This window comes from Streptomyces sp. NPDC048473, assembly GCF_043200155.1.
Classification (GTDB): domain Bacteria; phylum Actinomycetota; class Actinomycetes; order Streptomycetales; family Streptomycetaceae; genus Streptomyces.
In genome coordinates this window covers 1-23,654 of sequence record NZ_JBICXE010000021.1, presented here as the reverse complement: position 1 = coordinate 23,654, position 23,654 = coordinate 1, and the positions used below count along the sequence as shown (strand labels likewise).

At 69.4% G+C, this 23,654-nt stretch carries 24 protein-coding genes; 17 read left to right on the top strand and 7 right to left on the bottom strand.

Annotated elements, in window-relative coordinates:
• Positions 1-30 precede the first annotated feature (30 nt).
• Positions 31-204 carry a hypothetical protein gene (locus ACGFU7_RS28495; RefSeq protein ID WP_176740391.1) on the bottom strand — a complete coding sequence of 58 codons (174 nt, stop codon included), beginning with the start codon at positions 202-204 and terminating at the stop codon, positions 31-33.
• Between the two features lie 377 nt (positions 205-581).
• Here ACGFU7_RS28495 and ACGFU7_RS28490 point away from each other — a divergent pair, with 377 nt between their 5' ends.
• From ACGFU7_RS28490 to ACGFU7_RS28475, 4 genes are all read left to right on the top strand, one after another.
• Positions 582-1,235, top strand: a complete 654-nt coding sequence (locus ACGFU7_RS28490; RefSeq protein ID WP_383078773.1) for a response regulator transcription factor — start codon at positions 582-584, stop codon at positions 1,233-1,235.
• A gap of 6 nt (positions 1,236-1,241) precedes the next feature.
• Complete coding sequence (locus ACGFU7_RS28485) at positions 1,242-2,471, top strand: sensor histidine kinase (RefSeq protein ID WP_393699412.1); 1,230 nt, start codon at positions 1,242-1,244, stop codon at positions 2,469-2,471.
• Between the two features lie 404 nt (positions 2,472-2,875).
• Positions 2,876-3,172, top strand: coding sequence for a DUF4193 domain-containing protein (locus ACGFU7_RS28480; RefSeq protein ID WP_003965732.1), 297 nt, complete (start codon positions 2,876-2,878; stop codon positions 3,170-3,172).
• 12 nt (positions 3,173-3,184) lie between these two features.
• Positions 3,185-4,147 carry a hypothetical protein gene (locus ACGFU7_RS28475; RefSeq protein ID WP_393699410.1) on the top strand — a complete coding sequence of 321 codons (963 nt, stop codon included), beginning with the start codon at positions 3,185-3,187 and terminating at the stop codon, positions 4,145-4,147.
• Positions 4,148-4,258: 111 nt separating this feature from the next.
• Here the strand turns inward: ACGFU7_RS28475 and ACGFU7_RS28470 are convergent, their stop codons facing one another.
• Positions 4,259-4,714, bottom strand: coding sequence for a DUF3093 domain-containing protein (locus ACGFU7_RS28470; RefSeq protein WP_393699409.1), 456 nt, complete (start codon positions 4,712-4,714; stop codon positions 4,259-4,261).
• Between the two features lie 58 nt (positions 4,715-4,772).
• Here ACGFU7_RS28470 and ACGFU7_RS28465 point away from each other — a divergent pair, with 58 nt between their 5' ends.
• Genes ACGFU7_RS28465 through ACGFU7_RS28455 form a run of 3 tightly spaced genes read left to right on the top strand, consistent with a single transcriptional unit; the run spans position 4,773 to position 6,665 of the window.
• Positions 4,773-5,357 (top strand): PaaI family thioesterase, encoded by a 585-nt coding sequence (locus tag ACGFU7_RS28465; protein WP_393699407.1) that lies wholly within the window; start codon positions 4,773-4,775, stop codon positions 5,355-5,357.
• Entirely contained in the window at positions 5,357-5,890 is a 534-nt protein-coding gene (gene dut, locus ACGFU7_RS28460; protein WP_093898960.1) for a dUTP diphosphatase, read from the top strand. Before ACGFU7_RS28465 ends, dut begins: the two co-directional genes overlap by 1 nt.
• 1 nt (position 5,891) lies before the next feature.
• Positions 5,892-6,665: a DUF3710 domain-containing protein gene (locus tag ACGFU7_RS28455; protein ID WP_393699405.1), complete on the top strand. Its 774-nt coding sequence runs from the start codon at positions 5,892-5,894 to the stop codon at positions 6,663-6,665.
• 443 nt (positions 6,666-7,108) lie between these two features.
• Here ACGFU7_RS28455 and ACGFU7_RS28450 read toward each other — a convergent pair whose 3' ends face one another.
• The 3 genes from ACGFU7_RS28450 to ACGFU7_RS28440 form a co-directional block, all read right to left on the bottom strand.
• Positions 7,109-8,539 (bottom strand): M1 family metallopeptidase, encoded by a 1,431-nt coding sequence (locus ACGFU7_RS28450; RefSeq protein ID WP_393699404.1) that lies wholly within the window; start codon positions 8,537-8,539, stop codon positions 7,109-7,111.
• Positions 8,540-8,562: 23 nt separating this feature from the next.
• On the bottom strand, positions 8,563-9,471 hold the full coding sequence (locus ACGFU7_RS28445; protein WP_393699403.1) for a M20/M25/M40 family metallo-hydrolase: 909 nt from the start codon (positions 9,469-9,471) through the stop codon (positions 8,563-8,565).
• A 285-nt stretch (positions 9,472-9,756) separates the two neighbouring features.
• Positions 9,757-9,954 carry a hypothetical protein gene (locus tag ACGFU7_RS28440; RefSeq protein ID WP_393699401.1) on the bottom strand — a complete coding sequence of 66 codons (198 nt, stop codon included), beginning with the start codon at positions 9,952-9,954 and terminating at the stop codon, positions 9,757-9,759.
• Between the two features lie 66 nt (positions 9,955-10,020).
• Between ACGFU7_RS28440 and ACGFU7_RS28435 the strand changes: the two genes are divergently transcribed.
• The 5 genes from ACGFU7_RS28435 (at position 10,021) to ACGFU7_RS28415 (ending at position 15,659) form a co-directional block, all read left to right on the top strand.
• A complete protein-coding gene (locus ACGFU7_RS28435) occupies positions 10,021-10,776 on the top strand; it encodes an ABC transporter ATP-binding protein (protein ID WP_393699399.1) in 756 nt (251 codons plus the stop codon).
• A gap of 216 nt (positions 10,777-10,992) precedes the next feature.
• Positions 10,993-13,536, top strand: coding sequence for an ATP-binding protein (locus ACGFU7_RS28430; RefSeq protein WP_393699397.1), 2,544 nt, complete (start codon positions 10,993-10,995; stop codon positions 13,534-13,536).
• A 70-nt stretch (positions 13,537-13,606) separates the two neighbouring features.
• A complete protein-coding gene (locus tag ACGFU7_RS28425) occupies positions 13,607-14,326 on the top strand; it encodes a response regulator (protein ID WP_393699552.1) in 720 nt (239 codons plus the stop codon).
• A gap of 148 nt (positions 14,327-14,474) precedes the next feature.
• Positions 14,475-14,891, top strand: a complete 417-nt coding sequence (locus ACGFU7_RS28420) for an OB-fold nucleic acid binding domain-containing protein (protein ID WP_393699396.1) — start codon at positions 14,475-14,477, stop codon at positions 14,889-14,891.
• Between the two features lie 3 nt (positions 14,892-14,894).
• Positions 14,895-15,659 carry a DUF3159 domain-containing protein gene (locus ACGFU7_RS28415; protein WP_393699395.1) on the top strand — a complete coding sequence of 255 codons (765 nt, stop codon included), beginning with the start codon at positions 14,895-14,897 and terminating at the stop codon, positions 15,657-15,659.
• A 77-nt stretch (positions 15,660-15,736) separates the two neighbouring features.
• On the opposite strand, the gene ACGFU7_RS28410 is transcribed toward ACGFU7_RS28415, so the two are convergent.
• Complete coding sequence (locus ACGFU7_RS28410; RefSeq protein WP_393699394.1) at positions 15,737-16,414, bottom strand: potassium channel family protein; 678 nt, start codon at positions 16,412-16,414, stop codon at positions 15,737-15,739.
• A complete protein-coding gene (locus tag ACGFU7_RS28405; RefSeq protein ID WP_072485889.1) occupies positions 16,414-17,082 on the bottom strand; it encodes a TrkA family potassium uptake protein in 669 nt (222 codons plus the stop codon). The genes ACGFU7_RS28410 and ACGFU7_RS28405 overlap by 1 nt, the downstream gene beginning before the upstream one ends.
• A gap of 262 nt (positions 17,083-17,344) precedes the next feature.
• Here ACGFU7_RS28405 and ACGFU7_RS28400 point away from each other — a divergent pair, with 262 nt between their 5' ends.
• From ACGFU7_RS28400 to ACGFU7_RS28380, 5 genes are all read left to right on the top strand, one after another.
• Positions 17,345-18,037, top strand: a complete 693-nt coding sequence (locus ACGFU7_RS28400) for a GntR family transcriptional regulator (protein ID WP_393699392.1) — start codon at positions 17,345-17,347, stop codon at positions 18,035-18,037.
• Positions 18,038-18,197: 160 nt separating this feature from the next.
• On the top strand, positions 18,198-19,256 hold the full coding sequence (locus ACGFU7_RS28395) for a 1-aminocyclopropane-1-carboxylate deaminase (RefSeq protein WP_393699390.1): 1,059 nt from the start codon (positions 18,198-18,200) through the stop codon (positions 19,254-19,256).
• A 113-nt stretch (positions 19,257-19,369) separates the two neighbouring features.
• A complete protein-coding gene (locus tag ACGFU7_RS28390) occupies positions 19,370-21,418 on the top strand; it encodes an APC family permease (RefSeq protein ID WP_393699388.1) in 2,049 nt (682 codons plus the stop codon).
• 100 nt (positions 21,419-21,518) lie between these two features.
• Entirely contained in the window at positions 21,519-22,847 is a 1,329-nt protein-coding gene (locus tag ACGFU7_RS28385; RefSeq protein WP_393699387.1) for a class I SAM-dependent RNA methyltransferase, read from the top strand.
• A 485-nt stretch (positions 22,848-23,332) separates the two neighbouring features.
• On the top strand, positions 23,333-23,575 hold the full coding sequence (locus ACGFU7_RS28380; protein WP_393699385.1) for a hypothetical protein: 243 nt from the start codon (positions 23,333-23,335) through the stop codon (positions 23,573-23,575).
• The last annotated feature ends 79 nt before the right edge of the window (positions 23,576-23,654 follow it).

Below are 23,654 nucleotides of genomic sequence, written 5' to 3'. Positions count from 1 at the left end.
GACGGCATCAGGGGCCCTCCCCGTGACGGCTCAGACGCTGGTGGCGCCGATTTCAACGCCGTGCTCGGCGGCGAGGCGGTGCAGGTCGTCCAGCTCGCCCTGCTCGACATCCGCGAGGAAGTCGTCGCCCGTCTCCCGAGCTTTCGTGAGGTCGGACTCGGTGGTCTTGATGCGTTGCAGCAGACCTGCGGTGAAAGCGTCCATAATGCGCCCCCTCATCGTGGGTCGGTGGCACGGGGGTGTGCCCGGGTTTCCCTCCGCACGGAGGCGGTAGGGCGGGTGATCACGCGCTCTCCGGGGACGGAGTGGCCTGTGGCACGCCACATTCAAGGCGTGATCGCGGGTGTGAATGCGTCCTCCCCAGCCCAAAGCTCAGAGAAACCTCAACTGGCCCGGAAATCCGGTGAATTCCCCGGAGCCCCAGGTCGGCCAGCGCCGTCTTACCGCCGGTTTATACGCGTTGCGGGCAGGATGGAGCCGCACAGACCAGTACCGATGAGCGGCCCGGATCACGGACCGTGGGTACATCGGGACGTTCTGAAGTTTCCTACGTACTGAAGTTTCTAAGGAAGGACAGCGCCGTGCGCGTACTCGTCGTAGAGGACGAGCAGCTGCTCGCCGATGCGGTGGCCACCGGATTGCGCCGGGAGGCCATGGCCGTCGATGTCGTGTACGACGGTGCGGCGGCCCTGGAGCGCATCGAGGTCAACGACTACGACGTCGTGGTGCTGGACCGGGACCTCCCCCTGGTGCACGGCGACGACGTCTGCCGGCGGATCGTCGAGCTGGGCATGCCCACCCGGGTGCTCATGCTCACCGCCTCCGGGGACGTCAGCGACCGGGTCGAGGGCCTGGAGCTGGGCGCCGACGACTATCTGCCCAAGCCCTTCGCCTTCAGCGAGCTCACCGCGCGGGTACGGGCGCTGGGCCGGCGTACGACGGTGGCCCTGCCGCCCGTTCTGGAGCGGGCCGGAATCAAGCTCGACCCCAACCGCCGCGAGGTCTTCCGGGGCGAGGCGGAGATCCAGCTCGCGCCGAAGGAGTTCGCCGTGCTGGAGGTCCTGATGCGCAGCGAGGGCGCCGTCGTCTCGGCCGAGCAGCTGCTGGAAAAGGCATGGGACGAGAACACCGACCCGTTCACCAATGTCGTCCGGGTGACCGTCATGACACTGCGCCGCAAACTCGGCGAGCCGCCGGTGATCGTCACCGTGCCCGGCTCCGGCTACCGGATCTGACGGCCGGTGCCCGCCGTCCCCGCGCCGCCGACGGCGCCCCCGAAGCCCACCTGGGAGCCCAAACAGCAGGAGCCTCCCTACTGGCTGCGCCCGACCATCCGGATACGGCTCACGCTGCTCTACGGCGGCATGTTCCTGATCGCGGGCATTCTGCTGCTCTCGATCATCTACATGCTGGCCGCCCAGGCCCTCCACGTAGGCAGCGAGCTGCCGTTCAAGATCGTGAGCGGCCAGGTCACCAGTGACGTGTGCAACTTCAACGAAAAGTCCACGCCGGACGCCTTCAACGCGGCGATGAACTCCTGCGTCAACCATCAGCGCCAGCGGGCGCTGGACACGCTGCTGAACCGGTCGCTGCTGGCCCTGGTCGGCCTCAGCGTCATCGCCTTCGCCTTCGGCTACGCCATGGCGGGCCGGGTGCTCTCCCCGCTGGGCCGGATCACCCGGACCGCCCGCAGGGTGGCCGGAACCGATCTGTCTCGCCGGATCGAGCTGGACGGCCCGGACGACGAGCTGAAGGAGCTCGCCGACACCTTCGACGACATGCTCGACCGCCTGGAGCGGGCCTTCACCGCCCAGCAGCGGTTCGTCGGGAACGCGTCGCACGAGCTGCGCACCCCGCTCGCGATCAACCGCACGCTGCTGGAGGTCCATCTCTCCGACCCGCAGGCCCCGCCGGAGCTGAAGCAGCTCGGCAAGACCCTGCTGGCCACCAACGAGCGCAGTGAGCAGCTGGTCGAGGGCCTGCTGCTGCTCGCCCGCAGCGACAACCAGATCGTCGAGCGCAAACCGGTCGACCTCGCCGAGGTGGCCTCGCGTGCGATCGACCAGACACGCGGCGAGGCCGAGGAGCGGGGCGTGGAGATCCGCGGCGAGCGGGCCCCGGCCGTTGTCCAGGGCAACGGCGTCCTGCTGGAGCGGATCGCGCTGAACCTCGTACAGAACGCCGTGCGCTACAACGTTCCGGAGCAGGGCTGGGTGGAGGTCACCACCGAGCTGCAGTCAGGCCAGGCCGTGCTGGTGGTCTCGAACACGGGCCCGGTGGTGCCTGCGTACGAGATCGACAACCTCTTCGAGCCCTTCAGGCGGCTGCGTACGGAGCGAACAGGCAGCGACAAGGGGGTGGGGCTCGGCCTGTCGATCGCGCGGTCCGTGGCGCGCGCTCACGGCGGCCGTATCGTCGCGGAGCCCCGCGAGGGCGGTGGTCTTGTGATGCGAGTCTCACTGCCGGTCTGAGGGGCCGGGCGGGGCGATTCGTGCACGAATTACTTTGTTCGCTTTGAGCGGAATTTTCGGGACCTGTGCCCGGAGTGGCCGTGTGTGATCGATCACAGGAGCGAATTTCTGGATGCCAACGCTCCGTGATCAGGGCCATCACCGGAAAACCCGCAAAAATCGGGGTTTTCGGGGTTCGATATCACGGGAAGTACACGGGGTGGCGCCCGTGAAGCGCAAGACCAGGACCGTGTACGGTCCCCTTCGCCACCCAAGCCGACCACTCCCGAGCGGTCCTTTTGGGTGTCGATTGAGTAACAGACCTTGATGTGAGGCAAAATCTCCGCCTCAGGTCGGGCACAAGTCCGGCCTCTCACGCGTTACGTGCGCTGAGACACCGCAGACACCCAGAGGGGGAGAGCGACATGGCAACGGATTACGACACCCCACGCAAGACCGATGACGACGTGGACCAGGACAGCCTTGAAGAGCTCAAGGCTCGCCGGAGCGACAAGACGGCGTCCGCCGTCGACGTCGACGAGTTCGACGCGGCCGAAGGACTGGAGCTGCCCGGCGCAGACCTGTCCAACGAAGAGCTGGCCGTAAGGGTCCTGCCCAAGCAAGCCGACGAGTTCACGTGCATGAGCTGCTTCCTCGTGCACCACAGGAGCCAGTTGGCGCGCGAGAAGAACGGCCAGCCGATCTGCCGCGACTGCGACTAGGTCGGGCCGACCGTGGCAGGCGACACACCGTTCCGGAAGCGACGCTTGCGGCGCAAGAGGTCGTCGGAGGCGAATCAGGGCGGTACAGGCCCGGCAGAAGGCGTAGCAGCGCCTGCCGAGCGGTCCGCCCTGCCACCCTCCCCGGGTGAGCGGGACGACGAGCGGGGCCGGTCGGCCTCGCTCGAAGCAGTCACGGCAGTCGGAGGAGTTGAAGGAGTCGACACGGCCGATGGGGCCGGACAGGTCGACAGGACGGAGCCCGTGACCGGGGCAGGCCGTCTGAGTTCAGTGAAACGGGGAGTACACAAGGGTGGGGAGAGCGCCAAGGCAGCGATCGGTCATATCGCCGACCTGATCATCGAAACCGCTCCCCGCATCCCTGTGCGCGATCTCGCGACCCTGCGCAAGCAGTTCCCGGGCCTCGGGCCCGAGGAGCTTGCCGACAAGCTCATCGCGGGCGCGAGCAAGGCCACAGCCACCGTCGGCGCCGGTATCGGCGCGGCGGCCATGATGCCCGTACCGCCCGCCATGCTCGCCGAGCTGGCGGCGGAGATCACCGGTGTGGCCGCGATCGAGATGAAGCTCGTCGCCGAGCTGCACGAGGTCTACGGACTGCGCCCGCCGGGCGGGCTCACCCAGCGTTCCACCGCCTACCTCACGTCCTGGACGGAGGAGCGCGGTATCGATGTCACCCACCCCGCGACGGTCAATGCCGCGCTGGGCGGCCAGATGAAACGTGAGCTGCGCCAGCAGATCGTGAAGCGCACGGTGCGCGATCTGCCGAACCTGATCCCGTTCATGGTCGGCGCCGCCGTCGGCGCGATGATGAACCGGCGCGACACCAGAAAGCTTGCCGAACGGGTCAGGAAGGACCTGCGCAAGCGCCAGATCCCCTGGGACCGGCTTCCGGAGCTGCCTGCGCTGGAGCGACCGAGGGGCCTGCGCAAGGATCTGCCGGGCGAGCTGGAGAGCTAGGGCGTCCCCGGGCGCCGACGGGAGCTGTTCCCGCCTGACCGGGCTTGTGGGGCCGGGAGAGGCCGCCTGGAGGGCCCGCGAGGAGCCCCCCGAAGGAGAGAAACCCCGAGGCTAGGCCCGCACCGCGCTGAGCGCTGCGACCAGGGCCAGCGGCTCGCGGGTCGACAGATAGACATACGGAGTCGGGTCCTGCGGGTCGGTGACCTCCACCCGGACCGCCGTCGGGATGTAGCTGCGCAGCAGCATGAACGCGCGGGTGTCCGCCTTGTACGAGCGCCACGCGCGCGCCTCCTCCGCGTCCAGCACCTCGGCCTCGCCGAGCGCCGTCACCGGAATCCGCGCGTCACCGGCCACCAGGGCGCCCGCGACCACCCGGATCCTGGCCGAACCGTACGAGCTCACCGCGACCGCCGACAGGGCCGTGCCGCCCACCAGGCCGGCCAGCAGGGGCAGGGTGCCGAGCGGCAGCAGCATCAGGGCGCAGGCGATGCCGACCAGGAAGGCGATGAGCCACCACGAACGAGGCGCGGTCAGTCGTTCGTCGAAAGGCGGGGTGGAAGGCTGCATGAACCCAAGCTTGGCACGGCGCGACCTGCGGGTGGCCGCGCGGGTAAGGTCTGCGCCTGTGAGTGGAACATCTGCGGCTCTGAAGCCCCCGGCCGACGCGGTGAAACCGGTCCGGCACCCCGAAGCCCCGGCCCCCGGCGAACTCCTCGGCGCGCACTACGAACACTGTTTCGGGTGCGGCGATGGACAGCCGCATGGGCTGCACCTCCAGGCGCGGGCCGGCGAGGGTGTCAGAGTCACCGCCGAGTTCACGGTGAAGGCCGCCCACCAGGGCGCCCCGGGCCTGGCCCACGGTGGCGTCCTGGCCACAGCGCTCGACGAGACGCTCGGCTCGCTGAACTGGCTGCTGCGGGTGATCGCGGTGACCGGGCGGCTGGAGACCGACTTCGTGCGTCCGGTGCCGGTGGACACCGTGTTGCACCTGGACGCCGAGATCACCGCCGTGCACGGCCGGAAGATCTACTCCCGGGCGACCGGCCGGATCGGCGGCCCGGACGGGCCCGTGGCGGTCCGCGCCGAAGCCCTCTTCATCGAGGTCAAGGTCGACCACTTCATCGAGAACGGCCGCCCGGCCGAGATCCAGGCGGCGATGGCCGACCCGGACCAGGCCAAGCGCGTCCGCGCGTTCGAGGTGAACCCCTGATGCGTCACCCCGTAGACGTACTGATCCGCCGTGTCGACCCGGACGTGCCGATTCCGGCCTACGGACACCCGGGCGACGCCGGGGTCGATCTGGTGACCACGGAGGCCGCCGAACTCGCACCGGGTGAGCGGGCTGTGCTGCCCACCGGGGTGTCGATCGCGCTGCCCGACGGATACGCCGCGTTCGTGCACCCGCGGTCCGGCCTCGCCGCGCGCTGCGGAGTCGCTCTTGTGAATGCTCCGGGGACGGTTGATGCCGGGTACCGTGGAGAGATCAAGGTGATCGTCATCAATCTCGACCCGCGCGAACCCGTGCGGTTCGAGCGGTTCGACCGGATTGCCCAACTGGTCGTCCAGCAGGTCGAGAAGGTGCGCTTCCACGAGGTGGCGGAACTTCCCGGCTCGGCCCGCGGCGAGGGAGGCTTCGGATCCACCGGAGGGCATGCTTCCGGTGATGTTGATGGCGTCAGGGGCGGGATTACCCAGGGCGGGAACAGCTACGCTTCGGTCGTACCCGACCGGGAAGGACAGTGACGTGTTCGGACGTCGCAAGAAGAGTGGTTCCGCCGAGGACGTGGCGGACGAAGCGCGCGAGGCCGAGCAGGTCGTCGACGAGCTCGATGACGCCGATGGAGCCGACAGCGGCTCGCGGCGGGTGAATCTCCCGCCGGCGCCGCGGCCGGACGGACCGTGGGACTTCACCGAGGTCTCCCAGCCCGGCGAGGGCCGGGTCGACCTGGGCGGCATCTTCGTTCCCGGCGTCGAGGGCATGGAGCTGCGCGTCGAGGTGGCCGGTGACGCGATCGTCGCCGCGACCGTGGTGCTGCGCGACAGCGCCATCCAGCTGCAGGCCTTCGCCGCCCCCAAGAAGGAGGGCATCTGGGGCGAGGTCCGCGAGGAGATCGCCTCCGGCATCACCCAGCAGGGCGGGATCATCGACGAGGTCGAGGGCCCGCTGGGCTGGGAGCTGCGTGCCCAGGTCCCCGTACAGCTCCCGGACGGGACGAACGGCGTGCAGCTGGTGCGCTTCGTCGGCGTCGACGGGCCGCGCTGGTTCCTGCGCGGAGTGATCTCCGGCCAGGGTGCCGTGCAGCCGGAGGCCGCGGGGCTGCTGGAGACGATCTTCCGGGACACCGTGGTCGTCCGCGGCGAGGGCCCGATGGCGCCGCGCGACCCGATCGTCCTCAAGCTCCCCGACGACGCCCAGATGGTGCCCGAGGGCGTCCAGCAGGAGAGCCAGGAGGGCTCGAAGTTCTCCGGTGGCATGGGCCAGCTCCAGCGCGGACCCGAGATCACCGAGGTCCGCTGAGCAATACGGGCAGCCGCCCGGCACAGCTGAAGGCCGGTGGGCCGTATCCCCTGGAAAGGGGGGTACGGCCCACCGGCCTTTCTGCGCCCAGAGCGGGCTCCGGGGCGCACGACAGGGGTGCGTATGGGGCACGTATGTGCGCCGTCAAGGGCTGACCCTTCCCCGTAAGGAAGCCATCAACGCAGGCCGGGACGGCTGTGACGCGAGGTTTGCTCATGAGGTCCGAGAATCCGTACCTCATCTAGGAGCACACGATGGCCGATGTGGCCTTCGTCGTCACCACGATCGCGGTGTTCGCGTTGGTTGTCCTCCAGCTCAACATCGCCCTCAAGCAGCTGGCGAACGGGTCTTGAGGACTTGAGGACTTGTTGGCACTGAGGCCGGCCGCAGTGGCCGGCCTCAGGGCGTTGACGGACGGGGAACGTGCCCCGTGGCACGCCGGTCTAGCCGGTCGGCGTGCCCAGGCTGCCCGGGTAGAGGTACTTCTCCGGCGGGATCACCGTGCCGTCGACCCACGCCCCGAAGAAGCCCTTGAGGTCCTTGCCCGAGACCTTCGCCGCCAGCGCCTCGAACTGCCGGAACGAGGCATTGCCGTACGCGTGGTCCCGGGTCCAGGTCTTGAGCGTCCGGAAGAACGCATCGTCACCCACCGTGCGTCGCAGGGCGTGCAGCATCAGCGAACCCTTGAAGTACAGCGCGAAGTCCAACTCCTTTCCCGCGCCCGGGTCGTAGAGCTTGGTGGACCAGAACGACGGGTCGTCCCTGCTGTTCTCGACCTCGGGCCGGTAGTAGTACTCGTCGAGATCGGCGCCCTTGTGCTCCTCCCACAACTGCCCGGCGTACTGGGCGAAGCACTCCGCAATGCAGCCGTCCCGCCAGTCCTTGAACGACACGCTGTCGCCGAACCACTGGTGGGTGTTCTCGTGTGCCACTGAGGCGTCGAAGAGCATTCCGCTGTACGTGGGGCGACTCTGCGTCTCCAGGGCGAGAGGGCCGTGGATGGGTTCCTTCGTGGCGCCGACGACGATGGCGCCCGCCGAGGAGAACGGATACGGGCCGAACTTCGTGGTCAGGAAGTTGAGTATGTCCGTCTGCTCGGCCTCCGCCTCCGGGTCGATGACGGCGTCCGGGCTGTATGCCGTGATGACCGGCGTTCCGGCGGCCGTCTTCCCCCGGTGAACGGTGAACCTGTCGATGGCGACCGTGCTGAGGTACGTCGCCAGCGGCTTGTCCTCGTGCCAGCGGAACGTCTTCATGCCGTTCTTAACGGTGGTCGGGCCGGGCAGACCGTTGCCGATGACCGTCCAGCCGTCGGGCACCGTCGCGGCGAGGGCGAAGGTGGCCTTGTCGGACGGGTGGTCGTTGGCGGGGTACCAGGAGGTCGCGGCGTGTGGTTCGCCGGTCACGGTCGCGCCACCGTTCTTCAGCGTGTGCCAGCCCTCGGCGTCGGGCTTGCCGGCGTACTTCACCCGTACTGTGAAGGTCGTGCCCTTCACGACCGGGCGGGCCGGGGTGATGACCAGCTCATGGGCGCCGGACCGGGAGAACGCCTTCACCGGGGTGCCGTTCACCGTGACCGATGCCACGGTGAGGCCCTTGAGGTCCAGGCTGAAGCGGTCCAGGCCGGCCAGGGCGCGGGCGGTGACGGTGGTGTCGCCGTCCAGGTGGTCGGTGCGTGCCGGGTCGTAGGCGATGCGTACGTCGTAGTGGGACACGTCGTAGCCGGAGTTGCCGTCGTCGGGGAAGTACGGGTCACCGATGCCCGGGCCGCCGATGGCGGCGGAGGCGGTGACGGTGGTCAGTGCGACGCCGCTCACCGCAGCGGCCACGAGGGCAACAGCGGTCCTGCGGCGCGGGTTCAGCAGTCTGCGCATGTCTCGTTCCTGAGGATGGGGGGTCAGCGCCGGGGAGTGGTGGCGGCGAGTTTCCACAGCACGCCGATGAGGGCGTCGGTGCTGGTCGTCTCCGTCTTCGGGTCCACGTTGGCGAGGTCGTCGCATGCCTCGTGGATGCAGTCCGAGATGCCGGTGCTGAAGCCGGAGGACGGGATGCCGGCGTTGGCGAACGACTCATGGTCCGAACCGCCGACGCCGATGTCGAACGTGGGGATGTTCCGCTCGGCGAACCACGCCTCGAACGCCTGCTGGGCTTCGGTCTCGCCACGCTCGTCGTCGTGGATCACCAGCCACTGCCGGGTGTTCTTGCTGCCCGCTTGATCGAAGTTGAGGTAGACGTCGATCCTGCGGCGCTCGGCCGAGGAGAGTTTCTTGACGTAGTCCGCCGAGCCGATCAGGCCCAGCTCCTCCGCGCCCCACCATGCGAACCGAAGGTGCCGCTCGGGCTTCAGATGAGACTTGGCCACCTGAAGGGCGGCGGCCAGGACCGCAGCCGAGCCTGAGCCGTTGTCGTTGATTCCCGGGCCCTCCTTGACGCTGTCGAGGTGGGCGCCGGTCAGCAGCACATGGTCGGGATCGCCGCCCGGCCAGTCGGCGATCAGGTTGTGGCCGCTGGCGCCGTTGTAGGTGAACGGAACCAGTTTTGTGCGGAAGCCCGCCCGGTCCAGGACGCTCTTCACATACGCCACCGAGTCCGCGTACCCCTTCGTGCCGTGCGCGCGGTTGCCGCCATTGCCGTCGGCGATGCGCTGCAGGGCGCGAAGGTGGGGCATCACCTGCTGCTCGGAGACGGTGGGGGTGGTGGGGGCCTGCGCGTCCGCGGTGGCGGTTGCGGCGGGCACCGCGGACAGGGCCAGGGATATTCCGAGGGCTCCGGCGGCCAGCCCGGGAAGGCTCCTTCGTAACGTCATGCGCACCCTTTCAAGGACGGGGCAATCGCCCCGGTGGACCCTGGCAAGGCTGGTCAGTCGGTGTCAGGAAGTTGTCGGGAAGCAGTAGTGCTTCGATAAAGGAAGTCGTCCGGGCCGGTCGGATGATCATCCGGAGAGGATGAGAGTGACCAGAGGGACCGGTGGGGAATCGGGGACGGCGGACGCCTGCGCCGCTGCGCCGCCGCGGGCACCACGGCCTGGTGCCCTGCGCCGCCGGACTCCTGGTGCTGCTCGCGGGCACCGTGCCGGCGGCGCCGGCCGCGCTCAGCGCGCGGTCGAACCCTGTGCGACGGCAACCCCGACGGCGGCGCGGAGGAATTCGCCGTACTCGGCCGGGTGGGGCAGCCGCGGCTGCCCGACGGCTGTCTGCGACGTTACGGGCTTCGCCACCGGGTGCGGCTCGCCGCCGAGGACGACCACATCGGCGTCCGGCCGGACGCCTGACCACCGCCCTTCGGCCACTGCCCAGCCCTGTGCCCGATGCACATACTGGCGGCCGACGGGACCGATCGCGCACGGGGGAGAGGCATGACCGACAACACCGGCCGGACGAGCACCGGCGGGCAGAGCGGCGCGGCGGTCGCCGAGGACCCGGCCCGCGGACCCATGGTCCGGGTCGAGGACCTGCACCGCTCGTACGGCACCGGCACCGGCACCGCAGCCGTGCACGCGCTGCGCGGGGTGTCCTTCGAGGTGCCGCGAGGCGAACTCGTCGCGATCAAGGGACGCTCGGGCTCCGGCAGGAAGACACTCCTCAACCTCGTCGGTGGCCTCGACAGCCCCGACGGCGGCCGGATCACCGTCGACGGCACGGACCTCGCCGAACTCGGCGAGAACGGGCTCCTGGAGCTGCGCCGGGACCGGATCGGCTTCATCTTCCAGTCGTTCGGCCTGATCCCGATCCTGACCGCCGCGGAGAACGTCGGCGTACCCATGCGGCTGCGCAGGGCGGACCCGCGCGAGCGCGAGGACCGGGTGGCGCTGCTGCTCTCCATGGTCGGTCTCGCCGACCACGCCGCTCAGCGCCCCGGCGAACTCTCCGGCGGCCAGCAGCAGCGTGTCGCGATCGCCTGCGCGCTCGCCAACCGGCCCTCGCTGCTGATCGCGGACGAACCGACGGGGCAGCTCGATGCGGAGACCGGGCTCGCGGTGATGGAGCTGCTGCGGGCGGTGGTACGGAGCGAAGGGGTCACCGCGCTGGTGGCGACGCATGATGCGCAGCTGCTGGGGCTGGCGGACCGGGTGCTGGAGCTGAGCGACGGGCACATCGTCGAGCACGAGTAGTGGGGGCAGGGGGGAGGGGCCCCGGGTTCGCCTCCGTGGCCATTCTGCCCTCTCTGTCCTCAATTGCCGGGCGGACTTGATTTTCCGGCTGAGGCGTCAGAATCCTGTCAATTCGGCCCCTCGCCCCACCCCCGTCCCATTTGTCGAGAATCCTCGGGGTAACTTCGAACCGGCTGCCGCATCGGCGGCAGCCGGTTCAGAGAAGACAATGGGGCCATGGCACGCGGCAAGCTTCGGATCTACCTGGGTGCGGCACCCGGCGTCGGCAAGACGTACGCGATGCTCTCCGAGGCCCACCGCCGTGTCGAACGGGGCACCGACTGCGTCGTCGCCTTCGTGGAGCACCACGACCGCCCGCGCACCGAGGTCATGCTGCACGGCCTGGAGCAGATCCGGCGCCGTGAGATCGAGTACCGCTCCGCCGTCTTCACCGAGATGGACGTCGACGCGGTCCTGGAGCGCGCCCCGGCCGTCGCCCTGGTGGACGAACTGGCGCACACCAATGTGCCGGGCTCCCGCAACGCCAAGCGCTGGCGGGACGTCGAAGAGCTCCTCCAGGCCGGCATAGACGTGATCTCCACCGTCAACATCCAGCACCTGGAGTCGCTCGGCGACGTCGTCGAGGCGATAACCGGCGTACGGCAGCGCGAGACCGTCCCCGACGAGGTCGTCCGCAGGGCCGACCAGCTCGAACTCGTCGACATGTCGCCCCAGGCGCTGCGCCGCCGGATGGCCCATGGCAACATCTACAAGCCGGACCGGATCGACGCGTCCCTGTCCAACTACTTCCGCCCCGGCAACCTGACCGCCCTGCGCGAGCTGGCCCTCCTCTGGGTTGCCGACCGGGTCGACGAATACCTTCAGCAGTACCGCGGCGAGCACAACATCCGGACCACCTGGCAGGCCCGCGAACGGATCGTCGTCGGACTCACCGGCGGTCCCGAGGGCCGTACGCTCATCCGCCGCGCGTCCCGGATGGCGGCCAAGGGCTCCGGCAGCGAGATCCTCGCCGTCTACATCGCCCGCAGCGACGGACTGACCTCCGCCTCGCCCAAGGAACTCACCGTCCAGCGCACCCTCGTGGAGGACCTCGGCGGCACGTTCCACCATGTCATCGGCGACGACATACCGTCGGCCCTCCTCGAATTCGCCCGTGGGGTGAACGCCACGCAGATCGTCCTCGGCTCCAGCCGCCGCAAGGCCTGGCAGTACATCTACGGACCGGGCGTGGGCGCCACTGTCGCCCGTGAGTCGGGACCCGACCTCGACGTCCACATCGTCACCCACGAAGAGGTCGCCAAGGGCCGGGGTCTGCCCATCGCCCGCGGCGCCCGGCTGGGCCGGGTCCGGATCATCTGGGGCTGGCTGGTCGGTGTGGGCGGCCCGGCCCTTCTCACGCTGCTCCTGACCCGCCTGGACAACGGCCCCGGGCTCGCCAACGACGTCCTGCTCTTCCTCTTCCTGACCGTTGCCGCGGCCCTGCTCGGCGGGCTGCTGCCCGCCCTCGCGTCGGCCGCCGCAGGCTCGCTGCTGCTGAACTACTGGTTCACCCCGCCCACCCACACCCTGACCGTGCAGGACCCGGAGAACTTCGTCGCCATCGTGATCTTCTTCGCGGTGGCGGTCTCGGTCGCCTCGGTCGTCGATCTGGCGGCCCGCCGTACCCATCAGGCGGCCCGGCTGCGCGCCGAGTCGGAGATCCTCTCCTTCCTGGCCGGCAGTGTGCTGCGCGGCGAGACGACTCTGGACGCGCTCCTGGACCGGGTCCGCGAGACCTTCGGCATGGAGTCCGTCGCCCTGCTGGAGCGGCAGAGCGATGTCGATCCGTGGACGTGCGCAGGGAGCGTCGGGCCGAGCCCGGTGGCCCGCCCGGAGGACGCCGATGTGGACATGCCCGTCGGCGACCACATGGCGCTCGCGCTCTCCGGCCGGGTGCTGCCCGCCGAGGACCGCCGGGTGCTCGGCGCGTTCGCCGCCCAGGCCGCCGTCGTGCTGGACCGCCAGCGCCTGGTCGGCGAGGCGGAGGACGCCCGGCGGCTCGCCGAGGGAAACCGGATCCGGACGGCGCTCCTCGCCGCCGTCAGCCACGATCTGCGTACTCCGCTCGCCGCCATCAAGGCCGCCGTCAGCTCCCTGCGCTCCGACGACGTCGCCTGGTCAGACGAGGACCAGGCCGAACTCCTGGAAGGCATCGAGAACGGCGCCGACCGCCTCGACCACCTCGTGGGCAACCTTCTGGACATGTCCAGGCTGCAGACCGGCACCGTCACCCCGCTGATTCGTGAGATCGACCTCGACGAGGTGGTCCCGATGGCGCTCGGAGGCGTTCCCGAGGGCAGCGTGGACCTGGACATCCCCGAGACCCTGCCGATGGTCGACGTCGACCCCGGGCTGCTGGAGAGGGCCGTCGCCAACATCGTCGAGAACGCCGTCAAGTACAGCCCTTACGGAGAACGCGTCACGGTGGCCGCCAGCGCGCTCGGCGAACGCGTCGAGCTACGGGTGGTCGACCGCGGCCCCGGCATCCCCGACGACGCCAAGGAACGCATCTTCGAGCCCTTCCAGCGCTACGGCGACGCCCCGCGCGGCGCGGGTGTCGGACTGGGCCTCGCCGTCGCCCGCGGCTTCGTGGAATCCATGGGCGGCACGCTGGACGCCGAGGACACCCCCGGCGGCGGCCTCACCATGGTGCTGACCCTCAAGGCGGCATCGGGATACGTTCCCGTCAGCCCCGACCTGCCCGCGCGGGTCACCTCATGACCTCGCAGGTCACTTCATGATCTCCGCAACGTCCCGGGAGATCGCCGTACAGCAGAAAGGCAGGGCCCCCATGACCCGGGTGCTTGTGGTCGACGACGAGCCGCAGATCGTACGCGCCCTCGTGATCAACCTGAAGGCGCGCAAGTACGAGGTGGACGCCGCGCCCGACGGCGCGACCGCCCTCCAGCTCGCCGCCGCCCGCCACCCCGATGTCGTCGTCCTCGACCTCGGACTGCCCGACATGGACGGCGTCGAGGTGATCAAGGGGCTGCGCGGCTGGACCCGGGTGCCGATCCTGGTGCTCTCCGCCCGCCACACCTCCGACGAGAAAGTCGAGGCCCTGGACGCCGGCGCCGACGACTACGTCACCAAGCCGTTCGGCATGGACGAGCTGCTGGCCCGGCTGCGCGCCTCCGTCCGCAGGGCCGAACCCGTCGGCCAGCACGGCTCCGACGACGTCGTGATCGTCGAGACCGAGGGGTTCACCGTCGATCTGGCGGCGAAGAAGGTCCACCGCGAGGGACGCGACGTACGGCTCACCCCCACCGAGTGGCATCTGCTGGAGGTCCTGGTCCGTAACAGCGGCCGGCTGGTCAGTCAGAAGCAGCTGCTCCAGGAGGTCTGGGGGCCCTCGTACGGCACCGAGACCAACTATCTGCGGGTCTACATGGCGCAGCTGAGGCGCAAGCTGGAGGCCGATCCCTCGCACCCCCGGCACTTCGTCACGGAGCCGGGGATGGGCTACCGCTTCGAGCGCGGCTCAACGGGGGCGCCGGGCCCTGTCGCGTAACCGTGCGTTGCCGGGCCCTGTTCCGTGACCCGTGCCGGGCCCTGTCCGTAACCGCTGCCGGGTTCTGTCCCGTAACCCTTGCGAGTATCCCGTCCGAGTGAGACCCGGGACACCCGCTCGGAGTACGGGAGACCGGTACCCTTCGGGTATGAGTGCTGTCCCTCGATTCGAGAAGCCCGGCAAGGCTGCGAAGCCGTCCGGCCGCTTCCGGCGGATGCTCGACCGGCTGTCCAGCTCCCAGGAGGATCTGGAGTCCGAGGAGCTGCAGGAGGACTCGCAGGCTTCGGGGTGCACGCGGATCTCCGAATGCACCGACCGGCAGATCGTCAAGGTGACTGGTACGTTGCGGACCGTCACCCTGCGGCCGCGCGCCGGAGTGCCCGCCCTGGAGGCGGAGCTCTTCGACGGCACCGCGCCGCTGGACGTGGTCTGGCTGGGCCGGCGCTCCATCGTGGGCATAGAACCGGGCCGCAAGCTCATCGCCTCGGGCCGGATCGCCATGAGTCATGGACGCCGGGTGCTGTTCAACCCCAAATACGAACTCCGACCGCTCGGCAAGGAGTAGCCGGTGACGTCTCTTGACAAGCCGACGTCCGACAAGGACCGCACCACCCGCACCGACCAGCAGGAGGCCGACGCGAAGGCGGTCACCGAGGCAGCGCTCTTCGAGGCGTTCGGCGGTGTCCGGGGGATGGTGGAGACAGTCCTTCCCGGACTGCTCTTCGTCACGATCTTCACGATCAACAAGGATCTGCACATCTCGGCCATCGCGGCCCTGGTGGTGTCCCTGGCCCTCGTCGCCGTACGGCTGATCCGCAGGGACACCGTCAAGCACGCCTTCAGCGGTGTCTTCGGCGTGGCCTTCGGCGTGGTCTTCGCGATGATGACCGGCAACGCCAAGGACTTCTATCTGCCGGGCATGCTCTACACGCTCGGCCTGGCACTCGCCTACCTGATCACCACCCTCGCCGGGGTGCCGCTGATCGGTCTGATCCTGGGCCCGGTGTTCAAGGAGAACCTCTCCTGGCGCACCAGGAACCCCGGCCGCAAGAAGGCGTACGCCAAGGCCAGCTACGCCTGGGGGATGATCCTGCTCGCCAAGTGCGCGATCCTCTTCCCGCTGTACTGGTGGGCCGACACCACCCAGTTCGGCTGGGTCCTGATCGCCCTGAAGATCCCCCCGTTCCTCCTCGCGGTCTATCTGACCTGGGTCTTCCTCGCCAAGGCGCCGCCGCCCATCGATGTCTTCGCCGAGATGGAGGCGCAGGAGCAGGCCGAGAAGGCCCGCAAGGCGGAAGCGGCCGCCGCCGCGACACGTCACCAGGAGTTCTGAACCGCCCACGTCAGACGGAAGGGCCCGGAACCGTGCGAAACGGTTCCGGGCCCTTCCGTCTGCCTGCCCTGCGTCGGTCAGTCCTCCGAGTCGCCCCGGCGTACCGACAGCAGGTCCTCCAGCTGCTCCTCGCGGGCCTGTGCGGCCACGAACAGCAGCTCGTCACCGGCCTCCAGCGTCTCCTCGGTGCTCGGCGTCAGAACGCGCTGCCCGCGGATGATGGTGACCAGCGAGGTGTCCTCGGGCCAGGCCACATCGCCGACCTGGGTGCCGGCCAGCGCCGACTCCGGGGGCAGCGTCAGCTCGACCAGGTTGGCGTCGCCGTGGCTGAAGCGCAGCAGCCGGACCAGGTCGCCGACGCTCACCGCCTCCTCGACCAGGGCCGACATCAGACGCGGCGTGGAAACCGCCACATCGACGCCCCAGGCCTCGGTGAACAGCCACTCGTTCTTCGGGTTGTTGACCCGGGCGACGACCCTCGGCACGCCGTACTCGGTCTTGGCGAGCAGCGAGACGACCAGATTCACCTTGTCGTCGCCGGTCGCGGCGATCACGACGTTGCAGCGTTGAAGTGCCGCCTCGTCGAGTGAGGTGATCTCGCAGGCGTCCGCCAGCAGCCACTCGGCCATCGGCACCCGCTCCACCGAAATGGCCGTCGGCGCCTTGTCGACGAGCAGCACCTCGTGCCCGTTCTCCAGCAGCTCGCCCGCGATGGAACGGCCCACTGCACCGGCCCCGGCAATCGCGACACGCATCAGTGACCGCCCTCCTCAGGACCCTCGGCGAAGGCCGCCTCGACCTTTGCGATCTCGTCCGTACGCATCATCACGTGGACCAGGTCGCCCTCCTGCAGCACCGTCTGCGAGGTGGGCAGTATGGCTTCGCCCAACCGGGTGAGGAACGCCACGCGGACGCCCGTCTCCTCCTGCAGCGTGCTGATCTTGTGGCCGATCCAGGACGGTGTGGTGTGCACCTCCGCGAGCTGCACACCGCCGCTCGGATCCCGCCACAGCGGCTCGGCGCCCGAGGGCAGCAGCCGCCGCAGCATCTGGTCCGCGGTCCAGCGCACGGTGGCGACCGTGGGGATACCGAGACGCTGGTAGACCTCGGCGCGCCGGGGGTCGTAGATCCGCGCCGCGACATTCTCGATGCCGAACATCTCGCGGGCCACCCGGGCGGCGATGATGTTCGAGTTGTCGCCGCTGCTCACCGCGGCGAACGCACCGGCCTCCTCGATCCCCGCCTCACGGAGGGTGTCCTGGTCGAAGCCGACACCGGTGACGCGCCGCCCACCGAATCCGGATCCGAGGCGCCGGAACGCCGTGGGGTCCTGATCGATGACGGCGACCGTGTGCCCCTGCTGCTCCAGGGTCTGCGCGAGAGCGGCTCCTACTCGCCCGCAGCCCATGATGACGATGTGCACCTTGCGCCTACCTCGCAGTCCTGGTCGTCCGGCTGACCTGCGAAAACACCCTGCTCACACTTCTTCCTCAGCTTGCCGGGCAAACAACGGGGCAACGGTCTGTCCCGTTGCCCAGGATGAGCTTATGCGGCCGGGAGTGCGAAGCCTCATCCGAGTGCGCTTTCGCCGCGCCCCGCGGTGCGGACGGGGAGGGCCGCCGACCTCAGCCACTGCGGGACGGACTCTTGAGTAAGACGAGCACAGACATCTAACATGTCAGTTCATGGAGACCCTGCGCCCCGTCCGACGGACCCTGCTGCGGGACACCGCGTACGAGGCGATCCGTGACGCCATCGTCCGTGGCGACATTCCGCCCGGTGCCCCCGTCCGCGACGCCGACCTCGCCGAACGCCTCGGACTGTCCCGGGCCCCGGTCCGCGACGCACTGTCCCGGCTCTCCGGCGAGGGCCTCGTCGAGTCCAAGCCGCAGAGCTACACCCGGGTGACCCGGCTGGTGCCGCGCGACGTCCGGGACGCGGCGGCGGTCGTACGGGCCATGCACGAACTCGCCGCCAGGACCGCTGTACCCCGCCTCGCGGACTCGGACATCACCGCGATGCGCGAGGCGAACGACCGCTTCCGGGAGGCGACCCGCCGCGGCGACGTGGCGGACGCGCTGCGTGCCGACGACCTGCTCCACGACGTCCTCGTCACTGCCTGCGGCAACCGTGCCGTGGCCGCCACCGTCGAGCGCTACACCCCCTTGATCCGGCGCCTGGAGTGGCGGCAGTTCGGCACGGCGAGCGCGGCACACGGCTCGGCGGAGCTGCACGACCGGCTGATCGAGGCGTGCGCGGGGCGCGATGCCGAAGCCGCGGCCCGGGTCACCGCGGAGATCTGGCGGGCGCTCGAAGGACTCGCCGACGAACCGTCCGAACAGGATGAACAGAACGAACAGGACGAAACGTCCGACTAGGTCGACGGCCCGAGCACCGCTCGGATGCACCGCCCGGATGCACCGCCCGGACGGCGCTCGGACCGACCGCCACACCAACCCTGACCACCCGGCCACCGCCACATCAACCCTGACCACCCGATCACCGTCACCACACCAACCCCCGACCAAGGGAGCCCCCGTGACGCCCGCATCGCCCACCTCCCCGTCCTCTCCCTCCCTCTCCTCCTACGACCGCTACCCCCTCCTCTTCGGCCCCTCTCCCGTGCACCGCCTCGACCGGCTGACCGACCACCTCGGCGGCGCCGCGGTCTGGGCCAAGCGGGAGGACTGCAACTCCGGCATCGCCTACGGCGGCAACAAGACTCGAAAGCTCGAATACCTCGTCGCCGACGCCCTGGCGAAGGGCTGCGACACGCTCGTCTCCATCGGCGGCGTCCAGTCCAACCACACCCGCCAGGTGGCGGCGGTCGCCGCCCGCGTCGGCCTCAGGTGTGTGCTCATCCAGGAGAGCTGGGTCGAGTGGCCCGACGCCGTCTACGACAAGGTCGGCAACATCCTGATCAGCCGCCTGGCCGGTGCCGATGTCCGCCTGGTGCGCGCCGGGTTCGGCATCGGGGTCAAGGAGAGCTGGGAGCAGGCGCTGCGCGAGGTCGAGGAGCGCGGCGGCCGGCCGTACGCCATCCCCGCAGGCGCGTCCGACCATCCTCTCGGCGGGCTCGGCTTCGCCAACTGGGCGTACGAGGTCGCCGAGCAGGAACGCGCACTCGGCGTGTTCTTCGACACCGTGGTCGTCTGCTCGGTGACCGGCTCCACCCAGGCCGGCATGGTCGCGGGCTTCGCCGCACTCGAAGAGGAGGGCGGCCGTCCGCGGCGCGTGCTGGGCATCGACGCCTCCGCCGAGCCTGCTCGTACCCGCGAGCAGATCGCCCGGATCGCGGCCGGCACCGCACGGCTCATCGGGGTGCGCCGCGAGCTCACCGTGGACGACATCGAGCTGGACGAGCGCTACCACGCGGGTACGTACGGCATCCCCGACGACACCACCCTCGACGCGATGCGGCTCGCCGCCCGTACCGAGGGCATGATCACCGACCCCGTCTACGAGGGGAAGTCGATGGCCGGGACGGTCGACCTCGTGGCGCGCGGCGAGATCGCCCGTGACTCCACCGTCCTTTACGCCCATCTCGGCGGCCAACCCGCACTCAACGGCTACAGCGCCCTGTTCGCGGACGCCTGAGTGCAAGGATTTCGTTAAGGATTTCGTGGCTTTCTCGGCCGAGCGCAGGAGATTGCGAGGCCACGGGGGTGGTGGGTCTGCGGCTTCCATACGGAACGCATACGATCCTCTGCGTGTCCAAACTGACCGACCTGCCCAAACGGATTCTGATCGGACGGGCGCTGCGCAGCGACAAGCTGGGAGAAACGCTCCTCCCCAAGCGCATCGCACTTCCCGTCTTCGCATCCGACCCGCTGTCCTCGGTGGCGTACGCACCCGGAGAAGTTCTCCTGGTGCTCTCCATCGCGGGCGTGTCGGCCTACCACTTCAGCCCCTGGATCGCGCTCGCGGTCGTGGTCCTGATGTTCACGGTCGTCGCCTCGTACCGGCAGAACGTGCACGCCTACCCGAGCGGTGGTGGTGACTACGAGGTCGCCACCACCAACCTCGGGCCCAAGGCCGGGCTGACCGTGGCCAGTGCGCTGCTGGTCGACTACGTGCTGACCGTCGCCGTGTCGATCTCCTCCGGGGTGGAGAACCTCGGGTCCGCGATCCCGTTCGTCGTCGAGCACAAGACGACGTGCGCGATCGTGGCCATCGTGCTGCTGACGCTGATGAATCTGCGCGGCGTCAAGGAGTCCGGCAAGCTCTTCGCCATCCCCACGTACCTCTTCGTGGCCGGCGTCTTCATCATGATCATCTGGGGTGCGTTCCGGGGACTGGTCCTCGGCGACACCATGCACGCCCCGACCTCGGGCTACGAGATCAAGGCCGAGCACCAGGGACTGGCCGGCTTCGCGCTGGTCTTCCTGCTGCTGCGGGCGTTCTCCTCGGGCTGTGCCGCCCTCACCGGCGTCGAGGCGATCAGCAACGGTGTGCCCGCCTTCCGCAAGCCGAAGAGCAAGAACGCCGCGAACACGCTCGCGCTGATGGGCCTGCTGGCCGTCACCATGTTCTGCGGCATCATCGGCCTGGCCATGGCCACCGATGTGAAGATGGCGGAGAACCCGGCCGAGGACCTGATCAACAACGGTGTCGCGGTCGGCTCCGGCTTCGTCCAGGACCCGGTGATCTCACAGGTCGCGGCTGCCGTCTTCGGCGACGGTACGTTCTTCTTCATCGTCCTCGCGGCGGCCACCGCACTCGTTCTCTTCCTGGCCGCCAACACCGCGTACAACGGCTTCCCGCTGCTCGGCTCGATCCTCGCCCAGGACCGCTACCTGCCCCGCCAGCTCCACACCCGCGGTGACCGGCTCGCCTTCTCCAACGGCATCGTGCTGCTGGCGGGCGCGGCGATCCTGCTGACCTGGATCTACGGAGCGGACTCGACCCGGCTCATCCAGCTCTACATCGTCGGCGTCTTCGTCTCCTTCACCCTCAGCCAGACCGGCATGGTCAGGCACTGGAACCGCCACCTGGCGACGGAGAAGGACCCGGCCAAGCGCCGCCACATGATCCGCTCCCGCGCGATCAACACCTTCGGCGCCTTCTTCACCGGCCTGGTGCTCGTCGTGGTGCTCGCGACCAAGTTCACCCACGGCGCCTGGGTCGCGCTGCTCGGCATGGTGATCTTCTACGGGACGATGAGCGCGATCCGCAGGCACTACGACCGGGTCGCCGAGGAGATCGCCGCGGACGAGACCCCGGCCGACGAGACGATGCGGCCCTCCAGAGTCCACTCGATCGTCCTGGTCTCCAAGCTCCACCGGCCCACGCTGCGCGCCCTCGCCTACGCCAAGCTGATCCGCTCCGACCGGCTGGAGGCGCTCTCCATCAGCGTCGACCCGTCCGAGACCAAGGCGCTCAGGGAGGACTGGGAGCGGCGCGGCATCGACATCCCGCTGAAGATCCTCGACTCCCCGTACCGCGAAGTCACCCGCCCGGTCATCGACTATGTGAAGAGCCTGCGCCGGGAGAGCCCGCGCGACGTCGTGAGCGTGTACATCCCCGAGTACGTGGTCGGCCACTGGTACGAGCACCTCCTCCACAACCAGAGCGCCCTGCGCCTCAAGGGGCGGCTGCTGTTCACCCCGGGCGTGATGGTGACCTCCGTGCCGTACCAGCTGGAGTCCTCCGAGGCGGCGAAGAAGCGCGCAAGGAAGCGCGCCGAGTGGAACGCACCGGGTGCGGTGCGCCGCGGACCCGTGGAGCGCAGGCCCAAGGAACCCGCCAACAAGGGCTGACCGCGCCCGCTCGCTCGTGGTAAACGGCCGGACGACACCCACGTAGACTCGTGGGTTGTTGTCCGGCCGTTTTTTCCTTGATCTCTGGAGCCACCCCCTCATGCAGAACGAACCCACGTCGTCGCTGGTCGGGGAGGAGTACGAGGTCGAGGTCGGGCCCGTCGCACACGGCGGCCACTGCATCGCCCGCACCTCGGAGGGCCAGGTCCTCTTCGTACGGCACACGCTTCCCGGTGAGAAGATCGTTGCCAAGGTCACCGAGGGCGAGAGCGACTCCCGCTTCCTGCGCGCCGACGCGGTACGGATCATCGAGGCGTCCAAGGACCGCGTCGAGGCGCCCTGCCCGTACGCCGGTCCCGGCCAGTGCGGCGGCTGCGACTGGCAGCACGCCAAGCCCGGCGCCCAGCGCAGGCTCAAGGGCGAAGTGATCGCCGAGCAGCTCCAGCGCCTCGCGGGGCTCACCCCCGAAGAGGCGGGCTGGGACGGCACCGTCATGCCGGCCGAGGGCGACAAGCTCCCGAAGGGCGAGGTGCCCGCCTGGCGCACCCGCGTCCAGTACGCCATCGACGAGGACGGCCGCGTCGGCCTGCGCAAGCACCGCTCGCACGACGTGGAGCCCATCGAGCGCTGCCTGATCGCGGCCCCCGGCGTGACCGAGCTCGGCATCGAGAAGCGGGAATGGCCCGGCATGGCCTCGGTGGAAGCCATCGCAGCCACCGGCTCGCACGACCGTCAGGTCATCCTCACCCCGAAGCCCGGCGGCCGGCTGCCCCTCGTCGAGCTCGACAAGCCCGTCTCGGTGATGCGCGTCGACGAGCGCGACGGCGGCGTCCACCGGGTGCACGGCCGCGCCTTCGTCCGCGAGCGCGCCGACGACCGCACCTACCGGGTCGGCTCGGGCGGCTTCTGGCAGGTCCACCCGCAGGCCGCCAACACCCTCGTCCGCGCCGTCATGCAGGGCCTGCTGCCCCGCAAGGGCGACACCGCCCTCGACCTGTACTGCGGCGTCGGCCTGTTCGCGGGCGCCATCGGCCAGCGCATCGGCGAGAAGGGTGCCGTCCTCGGCATCGAGTCCGGCAAGCGCGCCGTCGAGGACGCCCGGCACAACCTGAAGGACCTGGAGCGGGTCCGCATCGAGCACGGCAAGGTCGACCAGATCCTGCCGCGCACCGGCATCACCGAGACCGACCTGATCGTCCTGGACCCGCCGCGTGCGGGCGCGGGCAAGCAGACGGTGAAGCACCTCGCGGGCCTCGGCGCCCGCCGCATCGCCTACGTGGCGTGCGACCCGGCGGCACTCGCGCGCGACCTGGCGTACTTCCGGGAGGGCGGCTACAAGGTGCGGATGCTGCGGGCGTTCGACCTGTTCCCGATGACGCATCACGTGGAGTGCGTGGCGATCCTCGAACCCATCGCAAAGGGCGCCTGACCTGCGATTTTGCCGCCCGGGTGGTTCCCTCGACCTGTTTTCCTCCGCACAACACATCAAGCAGGGAACCATCCGCCTTGTGCGCTCTGAGCTGAGGTTTCAGGCACGGACGGAGACCCGCTGTGTCGTGGTCCCGGCGTGGTTTTCGCACTATTGACGCTCAGACGACGCTCGTGCTGAAACTTCGTCACGCCTGGTCGTCCCCCTGCGGGCGACCAAGCGTGACGAGGTTTCCGTGAGCGGTACTGACTCCCAGCGGTCCGCCGGATGTGCTGGTCCCGTCTTGCGGGATCCGCCCGTTCGGCGGGTTGAATCGGATGGTGGCAGGCACCTGTCAGGACTTTCGAGAGGTGGGGCAGCGAGTCCGCCCGTCTTGGTGGCTCACGCACCGTGGTTCGCTGCGGTGACGGAATGAGGGAGTCCAGTACGTCGGCAGTAACCGGAAGTGGCGCGCAGAGCGCGCCTTCCCGCCTGAGGTGGACCCGTTGAAGCGCGCGTACATGAAGGCCCACCTGCGTGTCGGCGACGGCAACACCGTCGCGTCCCGCGTGTACTTCCGCGACGACGCCGCGCGCACCGGCAAGGTCCACGCCGGCTGGGCCTCGACCTTCGGCGAGAGGTTTGTGGACCCGGTGGCGGGGAGGCCCGGTGGGGGCTGGGCGACCGCGCAGCCGGAGATCACGTACCGGAGGCAGGTCGGTGGGGACGAACTCAGGGTCATTGCATGATCGAGATCTGTCTGGGTTCGTCACGTGAGACCGAGGGCTCGTAGGGGCCGGTGGTAGTCGCGGCCGGTGTGGCGGAGGG